Raw genomic sequence first — 11,329 nt, 5'->3', positions numbered from 1 at the left:
CTAAACCTCCATGACGACCGGGATGATCATCGGACGAGTGCGCGTACGGCTCCAGATAAAGTTGGAGAGCGAGTCGCGCACGGCCTTGCGAATGGCATCGGAACCGCTGCTCGTAAAGCTGAACTTGCCCTTCTCGATCGTCTTCATGATGGACGCGGAGGCATCCTCGGAGAACTGGTCGTCGATGGCAAACGAGACGCCGCGGCCCGAGAACTCGATGGCCTCGATCTTCTTGTGCTTGAGCGAGACGATGGCAACAGCGGTAACCATACCGTCGTTGGCGAGCTTCTGACGATCACGTAAGACGATGGGGTCGGTATCGCCGATGCGCAGGCCGTCGACGTAAACGACGCCGGACTCGACGGGCGTACCGCGCTTAACGATACCGCCGCGCATCTCGAGCGTGTCGCCGTTGTCGAGGATAAAGATATGATCGTCCTTGAGACCCATCTTGCGGGCCAGCTGGGCATGGGCGCGCAGATGCACGGCTTCACCGTGAACCGGCATAAAGTACGTGGGCTTGGCCATGGCCATCAGGAGCTTGAGCTCCTCCTGGCTACCGTGACCGGAAACGTGAACGAGAGCGCGGTTCTTATCCCACACGTCGCAGCCGAGCTTGGCCAGGCTGTTGACGACCTGCTGGACGGCCTTCTCGTTGCCGGGAACGGGAGTTGCCGAGAGGATAACGGTATCGCCCTCGTGGATAGAGAGCGTCTTGTGCTCGCCGTTGGCCATGCGGGACAGGGCCGACAGCGGCTCGCCCTGCGAACCAGTGCACATGACGACGATCTTGTCGTCAGGCAAATTATCGATATCAAAGGCATCGATAATATCGGCATCGTCGATGTTGAGGTAGCCCAGCTCGCGCGCCACGCGTGTGTTCGTGAGCATGGAGCGACCGGTCACAACGACCTTACGGCCGCACTTGCGGGCAGCATCGCAGATCTGCTGCAAACGATGGATGTGGCTCGAGAACGACGCGACGAACACGCGACCCGGGGCGTTCTTGATAGCGTGTAGCAAGTTGGGACCGACCTCGGCCTCGGACTTGGTAAAGCCGGGAACCGTGGCATTGGTGGAGTCGGAAAGCAGCAGGTCGATGCCCTGCTTGGCAAAGCGGCTGATAGCGGCATAGTCGGGCGTGACACCATCGATGGGCGTCTGGTCGAGCTTAAAGTCGCCGGTGTGCATAACGGTGCCCTGGTTGGTGCGAATGAACACGCCCAGAGCGCCGGGGATGGAGTGCGTCATCGAGAAGAAGTCGAGCGAGATGCCACCGAGGTTGACATGGCTGCCGCCCTTGACCTCGCGGAACTTGGGCGCGCGGATGCGGAACTCAGAAAGCTTGCCCTCGATAAAGCCAAGCGTCAGCTTGCTCGAAAAGATGGGCACCTTGTTGTTGAGGTCCTGTAGCAGGTACGGAAGCGAACCGGTGTGGTCCTCGTGGCCGTGGGTGACGACGATACCGCGGAGCTTCTCCTCATTCTCCAAAACATAGGTGTAGTCGGGAAGCACCAGGTCGATACCGGGCTGGGAGTCATCCGGGAACATGAGACCGGCGTCGACGAGCACCATGTCGTCGCCGCACTCGAAGACCGTCATGTTCTTGCCGATGCCGTCAAGGCCGCCGAGCGGGATGATCTTCAAGGGAGATGATTTTTTAGCTGCCATAGGTTCGTGTGGTTTCCTTTCTTCGAAACGGGTCTGGAACAACCGACGGGGCGCTTCTGGCAAACCGACCGTCGGGAACGTACAAACATGCATCACAGAGTCGATGCAATAACCACAGTATGATACCCATTTGCACAACAACAGACCACCCATGCATCAAAGCCCCATCTGAACCCGTCTATCCCGCCGGTTCCCCGCGAGGGCGAGCACGGATGAAGTTTCCTGCTCTACAGTCCTGCTCACGACGGAGGCCACATTAAGTGGCCTCCTGTTCGTGCGGAACTCGCGATAAACTTCATCCGTGCTCGCCCTCGCGGGGAACCAACCAAAAAGGGACAGGTTTATTTTGGTCGGTTTTATCTGGAGATATGCTGTTGCGTCTATCTACAGATCTGAAATCTGACTACTGATAAGACTGTCTAACTAAATATCGAGCGGCACTAACAAGCCCTTTTGCTTGCGCCCGGGAGGGCCGCATATGAAGTTTATCGCGAGTTCCGCACGCAAAGGAAAGCACTTAATGTGCTTTCCGTCTTGCGCAGGACTGTAGAGCAGGAAACTTCATATGCGGCCCTCCCGGGCGCAAGCAAAAGGGCGACCCCTGTCCGGAGTCGCCCTTGTTGAGCTGCTTATGTGCGGCTGTTACTCGGCGTCGTGGTGACGACGGGGCTTGCGGCCTCCGTTGTCGCCGGGACGGCGCGGACGGTCGCTGCGCTCGGAGCGCTCGCGACGCGGACGCTCACGGCGCTGGAAGTGCTCGCCGTCGCCCTCGGAGGCACCCTCGGCGCGAGCCGGGGCCTCGGGCTTGTCGAGACGATCGAGCGAGATCTTGCCGCGATCGTCGACCTCGATGACGACGACCTTGACCTCGTCGCCCACGTTGAGGACGTCCTCGACCTTCTCCACGCGGCCCTTGGCGACGCGGGAGATATGCAGCAGGCCGTCCTTACCGGGCAGCAGGTTGACGAAGGCGCCGAAGGGCTGGATGGAGACCACGCGACCGGTGTACTCCTCGCCCGGCTCGGGAACCTTGATGATGAGCTTGATACGCTCAACGGCCTGGTCGACGGACTCGCCGGTGCCGCCGACAAAGACGGTGCCGTCCTCCTGGATGTCGACCGAGGCGCCGGTCTCGTCCTGGATACCGCGGATGACCTTACCGCCGGAACCGATGACGTCGCGGATCTTGTCGGTCGGAACCTGGATGGAAACGATGCGCGGAGCGGTGCTGCGCGTGGTGTGGCGCGGCTCGGGGATCACATCGAGCATCTTCTGCAGGATGAAGGCGCGACCCTCCTTGGCCTGCTGCAGAGCGCGGGCCAGGATGTCGAAGGTGAGGCCGGTGGCCTTGTTGTCCATCTGCAGGGCGGTGATGCCCTCGGTGGTGCCGGTGACCTTAAAGTCCATGTCGCCCAGGAAGTCCTCGAGACCCTGGATGTCGGACAGTACCACGGTCTTGCCCTCCTCCTGGATCAGGCCCATGGCGATACCGGAGACCGGGCGCTTAATGGGCACGCCGCCGTCCATAAGGGCGAGCGTGGAGCCGCAGGTCGAAGCCATCGAAGAGGAGCCGTTGGACTCCATGACCTCGGAGACGACGCGGATGGCGTAGGGGAACTCGTTCTCGTCGGGGAGCACCGGAAGCAGGGCGCGCTCGGCCAGGTTGCCGTGGCCGATCTCGCGGCGCTTGGGGCTGCCCATGCGGCCGGTCTCGCCGGTGCAGAAAGGCGGGAAGTTGTAGTGGTGCATGTAGCGCTTGCCCTCGGTGGGCTCGATGGTATCCAGACGCTGGCCCTCGTTGAGCATGCCAAGCGACAGGACGGAAAGCACCTGGGTCTGGCCACGCTGGAACAGACCGGAGCCGTGAACGAGCGGCAGGTAGTTGTCCTTCACCATGATGGGACGGATCTCGTCGGCGGCACGGCCGTCGACGCGCTCGCCGGTCTCGACGACCATGGTGCGCATGGCCTTCTTCTCGAGCTTCTTGAGCGCCACGGGGATCTCGCGCTCCCAAGCGGCCTGCTCCTCCTCGGTGAACTCGGCGCGGATGGACTCCTTCAGAGCCTCGACCTTGCCGATACGGGAGAGCTTGTCGGCATCGCGAAGGGCGGCAGCCATCTCGTCGTAGTGGGCGAAGATGCGCTCCTGGACCTCCTCGACGGGCTGGTCGAGCGGGTACTCCTTCTTGACGATGGGGCCGTTGACCTGCTCCCACTCGACGACGAACTCGTCCTGAGCCTGGCAGAAGGCAGCAAGGGCCTCCTGGCCAAACTTCATGGCGGCGAGCATGTCGTCCTCGGAGATCTCCTCGGCGCCAGCCTCGACCATCGAGATGAAGTCGGCAGAGCCGCCCAGCTCCAGGTCCAGATCGGAGTTCTCGCGCTCCTCGTAGGTGGGGTTGACGATAAACTCGCCGGTCTCCACGTTACGGCCGATGCGCACGCAGGCAAGCGGGCCCTCGAAGGGCACGCCGCCGAGCGTCATGGCAAGGGAAGCACCCATGACGTTGATGACGTCGAAGGGGTTGACCTGGTCGGCGACGAGCGAGGTGGCGACGATGTGCACCTCGTTGCGGAAGCCATCCGGGAAGCTCGGGCGAATCGGACGGTCGATCATGCGCGCGGTGAGCGTGGCCTTCTCGCTGGGACGGCCCTCACGCTTGAGGTAGCCACCCGGGATGCGGCCGGCTGCGTACATCTTCTCGTTGAAGTCAACGGTCAGCGGGAAGAAGTCGTAGTTCTTGCGCTCCTTGGAGACGACCACGGTGTCGAGCATCGTGGTGTCGCCCTGCTTGACCAGGCAGGCGCCGGTAGCCTGCTTGGCAAGCTCGCCCGACTCAAAGGTGTAGGTCTTGCCGTACAGCTCAAAGGTCTTGGATACGAGTGTCATTGTTCTCCTTTACCCCACAGGCCCCTTGCCTGCGGGCTTCTCATGTGACGCGGGCCCCCTGCCCCCGACACGCTTCAGAGCGTGATTGTTCGCGCCCTTACACAAAAAGAGCGCCCCGCTGCGCAGGACGCTCTTAGCATGTACAAATCCTTACTGGATGTTGTCGCGGATGCCCAGAGCCTTGATGAGCTCACGGTACTCGACGATGTCGTTCTTCTTGATGTAGGAGAGAAGACGACGACGACGGCCGACGAGCATGAGCAGGCCACGACGGGTGTGGAAGTCCTTCTGGTGGGACTTCATGTGCTCGGTCAGCTCCTTGATGCGCTCGGACAGGATGGCGACCTGAACCTTGGGGTTGCCGGTGTCGACCGGGGTGTTACCGAACTGGGCAGTCAGCTCCGCCTTGCGCTCTTTGGAAACAGTCATTGTTTCACCTTTCGTTTTGCGTCGCCATCGGGCGACTCGATTCGCCTCGGACTGGGAAGCCGCCGGTGGAGCGAGCAACCAAGGTCGAGGTACCAACTGGTCGGTATGTTACCACAAGCAGCCCGCGCCTGCGCATCATCACCGACCCAACATGAATTCCATCGCACGGAGGCGCTGGTCGGTATGCGTCGCCGCCCACACATGCGAAAGCCCGAGCAAGAACGCCGCCGTATGCGGGTCGATTTTCTCGGCCATAAGCGCATCGAAGGTCATGGACATGAGGGCGCGCAGCCATGCGACCTCACCGGTCGAGACCAGCTCGGCACCCAGAACGCTCGACGCGCACGACCCGCACATGAGACCGCCCGCCTGGGGCGAAAAATACGACAGCATGGGGTCTCCGCACAGCACGCAGGCCGAAAAATTGGGTCGATAGCCAACGTGCGACAGCAGCTTAAAGACATATGCCGCCACAAGTAGGTCCATATATGCCGTGTCAAGCCCGCTGCCCACCAGGGCAAGCGCTCGCTGCGTTATGGCAAAGGTAAACGGGTCCTCGGCGTCCTCGAACGAGCACACGCGCGCGACCTCGGCGATCGCGCTTGCGGCGCAGGTCGTCTCGTATTCGGGCGCAGCGCCGAGCGGCGCCTCCATAAGCTCGGCCTGAGAAACCACGTCGAGTGACCGTCCATGTGCAAGCAGCATATCGACCGTACAGAACAGCTCGCAACGCGCAGCAAGGCGTCCGCCGGGTTTGCGGGCACCCTTTGCCACGGCACGAACCTGCCGCCCCCGCTCGTCAAGCATCGTCAAGATCAGGTCGGTCTCTTTGAGCTTAGTCTTATCGAGCACGAGCACTTTCGTGCGATATGTCCGGGAGCCTGCCATGCGCGCCGCGCGTCCTTAGTCCTCGGCGTTGTAGCCAAAGCGGCGAATCTGGGCCTCGTCGTCACGCCAGCCGGCCTTGACCTTCACGTCCAGCTCCAAAAAGACCTGCGTGCCAAAGATGCGCTCAAGATCGCGACGGGCGTCGATACCGATATGCTTGATCATCTCGCCGCCCTTACCGATGATGATGCCCTTTTGGCCCTCGCGCTCGACGTAAATGGTGGCGTGCACGCGCAGCACCTTCTTGGTCTGCTCGAGCGCATCGCAGATCACGCCAACGGAGTGCGGAATCTCATCACGAGTACGGCGCAAAACCTTCTCGCGCACAAACTCAGCAACGAGCGTCTCGTCAGAAGCGTCAGTGCCCATGTCCTCGGGGAACCAACGCGGGCCTTCGGGCAAAAAGTGCGCAACGGTCTCGATAAAGGCATCGACGTTGAAGTTCTTGACCGACGATGTCACGATCTCGTCGTCATATTCCATGAGCTCGTGGGCGGCCTTAAGCTGCTCCATGACCTGTGCGGGGTCGGCCTCATCGGCCTTGGTAAGCACCAGGACCTTCTTGGAACGAGCGTTCTTGACACGCTCGGCAACCCAGGCGTCTCCCCTGCCGATGGGCTTGGTGGCATCAATCAAAAACGCGACGACATCGACATCGTTCAGCTCGAACAACGCGCTCTTGTTGAGCTCGGATCCCAAGCCGTCCTTGGGCTTATGAATACCGGGGGTATCGACAAAGACTAGCTGGTAGCCGGGGCGGTTGACGACGGCGCGCATGCGGCGGCGGGTCGTCTGGGCCACCGGCGAGGTGATGGCGACCTTTTTGCCATAGCAGGCATTAAGCAGCGTAGACTTGCCAGCGTTGGGACGACCGACCAGGGCCACAAAGCCGCTGCGGAAACCGGGCTCAACGTCACCAAAGCCCGCGAGGTTGTCGTCCTCGTCGCACAGGGCGTCGAGTTCCTCGTCGCTCATACCCTCAAACGGGTCGAACTCCTCGACATCCTCGAGCTCCTCGGTATCCACCGCGTCCAGGGACTCGTCGTCCAAAATCTCATCGGTAGGCTGCATATTGTCGGACATGGGAATCCCTTTCTAAATAAAGTCGAGCGCGTGGGCAAATACCAGTACGCCCACAATCGCGGCGGTGATGGAAAGCACGTATACAGAGGCGGCGGCGATGTCCTTCGCACGCTTGGCCAGCGGATGGAGCTCCTGGGTCGCTAGGTCGACGATAGCCTCCATAGCGGTGTTGCACAGCTCGCCGTGAATCACCAGGCCGCAGCAGATGATAACCGTGGCCCACTCGGCAATGTCGAGGCCGACGATGCAGCCGGCAATGACGGTACACACGCCGGCCGCGAGCATGACCTTGATATTACGCTCGGTTTTAACGGCGGTGACAAAGCCCTCCATGGCGTAGGAGAACGACTTTAAAAAAGACGGATGGTCCTTGTTCGATCCGGGAATCATAGACGGCTCCTAGTCGTGGGCATGGTTGGTGATGGGACCGACGTGGACCAACTTGGGGTCCTCGCCGCGCTCGAGCGCCAGATCGCGCAGGATGGCGTCCTCGCGGGCCTCCATGACCTCGGCCTCGTCGTCCTCGATGTGGTCATAGCCCAGCAGGTGCAGCATGCCGTGTACGAGCATCAGACGGCTCTCGTCAGCGGGGCTATTGCCAAAACCGGGGGCCTGACGGGCAATAACCTGCGGGGCCAAGATAATATCGCCGAGCTCGAGCGTCTCATCGGCGGGAATGTCATCGTCAAAGGCCGAATCGCACTCAAACGAGAGTACATCGGTGGTGCGATCGATACCGCGCCACTCGTGGTTGAGCTCGTGCATCTCGTCCTCGTCGACATACGAAAGGGAAATCTCGACTTCACGCTCAACGCCCTCGGCGGCAAGCACGACCTCGCAGATGTGCTCCACCTCCTGCGCGTCGAGCAGCGTATCGAGCTCGGCATCGTTGCTGATCAATACACTCAACGGGACTCCTTTCGGTCACGAACGCGTTTCTCGCGCACATCATCATAAGTATCGTATGCCTCGACGATACGACCCACCAGGGCATGACGCACCACGTCGGCACGCTCCAGATGAGAGAATGCGACATCATCGACGCGGCCTAAAATCCGCTCAACATCGGCAAGGCCGCCACGACGACCCACCAGGTCGCGCTGACTCAAGTCGCCGGTAATCACGAACTTGGAGTTGAAGCCCAGGCGTGTCAGGAACATCTTCATCTGCTCGGGCGTGGTATTTTGCGCCTCGTCGAGCACCACGAAGGCATCGCTCAGCGTGCGGCCGCGCATGTAGGCAAGCGGGGCGATCTCGATCACGCCACGATCCATAAGCTCATCGGTGCGCTCGCGATCCATCATGTCAAAAAGGGCGTCGTAGAGCGGACGCATATACGGATCGATTTTCTCCTCGAGGGTGCCCGGCAAAAAGCCCAAGTTCTCCCCCGCCTCGACGACGGGGCGCGTCAAGATCAAGCGGCCCACCTCGTGGCGCTTAAGCGCGGCGACGGCAAGCGCCATAGCCAGATAGGTCTTACCGGTGCCGGCGGGACCCAGGCCAAAGGTAATCGTATGCGAGCGGATGGCATCAACGTAGCGCTTTTGGCCAAGCGTCTTGGGACGAATGGCACGACCGCGATACGAAAGCAGCACGTCATCGCGCAGCGACGTGGCCTCGTGCTCGCCGTCGCGCAAGACGGCCAGGCAGCGCGAGACATCGTCTGCAGACAGCGTGCGCCCGGCGGCAGCCTCGCGAAAAGCATGTTCGAAAAAGCGCGCCACGAGCTCGACCTCGTCCGGGTCACCGCTCACGGCGATGCTATCGCCACGGGCGACCACATGGGCGCGGACCAAGCTCTCGAGCGCACGAAGGACGCCGTCGCCGGCGCCCAAAACGCGCGAGGGGTCAATCCCCTCGGGAACAGTAAGTCTAATCTTCGAGGCTTCCATGAACCTCCCTGCGCGCATGGACCAAGCCGGAATCATCGACTCCGATGATAGCAACATCGAGCAGGCACGGGGCTGTAAGTCCACAGGTATCGTCAAGACGGGCATGATGGAACGAACCGAGCGTCAGGTTGTCACCATACTCGAGCACGGCGCGCTCAACGGTTCCCACGCGACGACGAGCGTCGGCAATGGCGAGCTCCTGAGCAGCCGCGCGCATGCGGCGGCTGCGCTCGGCCATGACCTCAGGTGGTACCTGGTCGGCCATGTCGGCGGCGAGGGTGCCGGGGCGCTTGCTATAGCGGAACACGTGCATGCGCGAAAAGCCCACGCGACGGCATAGCGCCAGCGACTCCTCGAACTCCTCATCCGTCTCACCAGGAAAACCGACGATAACGTCGCACGAAAGAGACGCCTGCGGCAGGTTGGCGCGAATCATACGCACCGTGTCCTCAAAGGCCTCGGCGCTATAGGGACGGCCCATGCGATGCAGGGTCGCCGTGCAGCCAGACTGCACGGGCAGGTGCAAAAACGGGGCGATACGCTGCGGATAGCGCGCCATAACCTTAAGCAGGCGCTCAGAGATATCCATGGGCTCGACCGAGGAAATGCGCACATGCGGAATAGAGGTGCGCTCCATAATGGCCTCGAGCAGCTCATCGATTTCGACATGCTCGTCGGTCGCGCTCTTGCCGTCATAGGCGCCCAGGTTCACACCGGTCAGCACCACCTCGGGCACGCCGGCCTCCTGGGCCTCGCGAACTTGCTCGAGCACGGACTCGACGGGCACGGAGCGCTCGGGGCCGCGCGCCTTCCACACAATGCAATAGGTGCAGCGGTGGTTGCAGCCGTCCTGAATCTTCACGCCCAGGCGAGAGCGACCGAGCGCATCGACCACCTCGCCATCGCTGCAGGCGGGAACGCTATCGGACTCAACGCCCAGCACCTCGCAGACACGTTCGGCGACATCGATCTTGGACGGCTCGGCGATCACGCGATCCGAAAGCTCAAGCAGCTCCTCGGGATGCAAATTGACCACACATCCGGTCACGACCACATAGGGCTCGTTTTGATGGGCCAGCGCATGGCGGACGGCCTTACGGGTCTTGGCCTCGGCCTCACCCGTAACGGCACAGGTGTTAATGACAATCAGATCGGCATCCTGGGGCTCCACAATAGCAAAGCCCAGGCGCATAAGATCGGCAGTGATACGGTCAGACTCAACCCGGTTGACGCGGCAGCCGAGGTTGACGACGGAAATATGGGGTGCGAGCACGCGGGCTCCTTAATCGAGGATATCGTCGAGGGCACTCTTGATACGGTCGGTCACCGACTTCTTACCGGAAGCGACGTCATCGCCCATCTCATCGGCAAAAGCACGGAGCAGCTCGCGCTGCTTATTGGAAAGATTGGTGGGAACGACCACACGCAGTTGCACGATCAGGCGGCCACGCGAACCGCCACCGCCAATGCGCGGCATGCCGTAATTATTGACGCTCACGGTGTCGCCGTACTGGGCGCCGGCGGGAACCGTCACCTTAACAACCTCGTCGGGCATAATGCCCTCGACCTCGATCTCGCAGCCGAGCGCAGCCTGCGCAATCGAGATATCGCTCACCAGGTACAGGTCGTCACCGTTGCGCTTAAAGCGCTCATGGTCGGCAACGCGCACGTTGACAATCAAGTCGCCCGAAGGCTCGCCGCGAAGGCCGGCCTCGCCAAAGCCGCTCACACGCAGCTGGCGACCGGTCGAAACGCCGGAGGGAATATCGATGTCGATCTTTTCATGCGAAGGCGTGCGGCCCTGACCGTCGCAAGTCTCGCAGGGATGGTCGATAACCGTGCCCTCGCCATGGCAATCGGGGCAAGGCGAGGAAGACTGAACCTGGCCCAGGAACGAACGCTGAACCGTCGTGACATAGCCCGTACCGTGGCAGCGGCCGCACTGCTTTTCCTGTGCGCCCTCTGCCCTACCGGTACCATTGCAGTCCTCGCAAGGAGCAAGGCGATCATAGCTGATCGTCTTTTTGCAGCCGAGTGCCGCCTCCTCGAGCGTCACCGAAAGCGAAATGGCCATGTCACGTCCGCGACGACGCTCACGACGGCTGCGGGCGCCACCGCCGGCACCGCCGCCAAAGAACGACGAGAACAAGTCGTCCATGCCCATGCCACCAAAGATATCGTTGATATCGACGTAGCCCGAACCACCAGGGCCGTCCGCAGTGCCGTAACGGTCGTAGTTAGCACGCTTCTGCTCATCGGAAAGAACGGAATAGGCCTCGTTGAGCTCCTTGAACTTGGCCTCGGCCTCGGGGTCGTCCGAAACATCCGGATGTACGGTACGGGCCTTCTTTAGAAACGCACGCTTAATCGTCCGCGCGTCGGCATCCTTGTCGACGCCAAGCACCTCGTAGTAATCCCTATTTTCCGACACGACCGAATCCTTCCGACTTTCATTATTGTCACAGTGCGTCCTATAC

At 61.4% G+C, this 11,329-nt stretch carries 10 protein-coding genes; all 10 read right to left on the bottom strand.

The window, feature by feature from the left end:
• The 10 genes from DW180_RS06890 to dnaJ all read right to left on the bottom strand — a co-directional run bounded on the left by DW180_RS06890 (position 1) and on the right by dnaJ (position 11,283).
• Positions 1 to 1,671: a ribonuclease J gene (locus DW180_RS06890; protein ID WP_022094702.1), complete on the bottom strand. Its 1,671-nt coding sequence runs from the start codon at positions 1,669 to 1,671 to the stop codon at positions 1 to 3.
• Positions 1,672 to 2,313: 642 nt separating this feature from the next.
• Positions 2,314 to 4,560: a polyribonucleotide nucleotidyltransferase gene (locus DW180_RS06885; RefSeq protein WP_118238132.1), complete on the bottom strand. Its 2,247-nt coding sequence runs from the start codon at positions 4,558 to 4,560 to the stop codon at positions 2,314 to 2,316.
• A gap of 150 nt (positions 4,561 to 4,710) precedes the next feature.
• Positions 4,711 to 4,989, bottom strand: coding sequence for a 30S ribosomal protein S15 (gene rpsO, locus DW180_RS06880; protein ID WP_035138510.1), 279 nt, complete (start codon positions 4,987 to 4,989; stop codon positions 4,711 to 4,713).
• 138 nt (positions 4,990 to 5,127) lie between these two features.
• On the bottom strand, positions 5,128 to 5,877 hold the full coding sequence (gene recO, locus DW180_RS06875) for a DNA repair protein RecO (RefSeq protein ID WP_118238130.1): 750 nt from the start codon (positions 5,875 to 5,877) through the stop codon (positions 5,128 to 5,130).
• A gap of 15 nt (positions 5,878 to 5,892) precedes the next feature.
• Complete coding sequence (gene era, locus DW180_RS06870; protein ID WP_199569931.1) at positions 5,893 to 6,960, bottom strand: GTPase Era; 1,068 nt, start codon at positions 6,958 to 6,960, stop codon at positions 5,893 to 5,895.
• Between the two features lie 12 nt (positions 6,961 to 6,972).
• Positions 6,973 to 7,350 (bottom strand): diacylglycerol kinase family protein, encoded by a 378-nt coding sequence (locus DW180_RS06865; protein ID WP_118238129.1) that lies wholly within the window; start codon positions 7,348 to 7,350, stop codon positions 6,973 to 6,975.
• A 9-nt stretch (positions 7,351 to 7,359) separates the two neighbouring features.
• Positions 7,360 to 7,869: an rRNA maturation RNase YbeY gene (gene ybeY, locus DW180_RS06860; RefSeq protein ID WP_118238127.1), complete on the bottom strand. Its 510-nt coding sequence runs from the start codon at positions 7,867 to 7,869 to the stop codon at positions 7,360 to 7,362.
• Entirely contained in the window at positions 7,866 to 8,852 is a 987-nt protein-coding gene (locus DW180_RS06855; protein ID WP_118238125.1) for a PhoH family protein, read from the bottom strand. Before DW180_RS06855 ends, ybeY begins: the two co-directional genes overlap by 4 nt.
• Complete coding sequence (locus DW180_RS06850; protein WP_118238123.1) at positions 8,833 to 10,125, bottom strand: MiaB/RimO family radical SAM methylthiotransferase; 1,293 nt, start codon at positions 10,123 to 10,125, stop codon at positions 8,833 to 8,835. Before DW180_RS06850 ends, DW180_RS06855 begins: the two co-directional genes overlap by 20 nt.
• Positions 10,126 to 10,134: 9 nt before the next feature.
• Entirely contained in the window at positions 10,135 to 11,283 is a 1,149-nt protein-coding gene (gene dnaJ / locus DW180_RS06845; protein ID WP_118238121.1) for a molecular chaperone DnaJ, read from the bottom strand.
• Between the last annotated feature and the right edge of the window lie 46 nt (positions 11,284 to 11,329).

The organism is Collinsella sp. AM16-21 (assembly GCF_003471905.1).
Classification (GTDB): domain Bacteria; phylum Actinomycetota; class Coriobacteriia; order Coriobacteriales; family Coriobacteriaceae; genus Collinsella.
The sequence above is the reverse complement of the archived record's forward strand: the minus strand, read 5'-3'. Positions and strand labels throughout refer to the sequence as shown.

What these genes read in the sequence shown, in the direction of transcription:
- DW180_RS06890 (WP_022094702.1), bottom strand. Translation starts at nt 1,671, where the DNA reads ATGGCAGCTAAAAAATCATCTCCCTTGAAGATCATCCCGCTCGGCGGC.
- DW180_RS06885 (WP_118238132.1), bottom strand. Translation starts at nt 4,560, where the DNA reads ATGACACTCGTATCCAAGACCTTTGAGCTGTACGGCAAGACCTACACC.
- rpsO (WP_035138510.1), bottom strand. Translation starts at nt 4,989, where the DNA reads ATGACTGTTTCCAAAGAGCGCAAGGCGGAGCTGACTGCCCAGTTCGGT.
- recO (WP_118238130.1), bottom strand. Translation starts at nt 5,877, where the DNA reads ATGGCAGGCTCCCGGACATATCGCACGAAAGTGCTCGTGCTCGATAAG.
- era (WP_199569931.1), bottom strand. Translation starts at nt 6,960, where the DNA reads ATGTCCGACAATATGCAGCCTACCGATGAGATTTTGGACGACGAGTCC.
- DW180_RS06865 (WP_118238129.1), bottom strand. Translation starts at nt 7,350, where the DNA reads ATGATTCCCGGATCGAACAAGGACCATCCGTCTTTTTTAAAGTCGTTC.
- DW180_RS06855 (WP_118238125.1), bottom strand. Translation starts at nt 8,852, where the DNA reads ATGGAAGCCTCGAAGATTAGACTTACTGTTCCCGAGGGGATTGACCCC.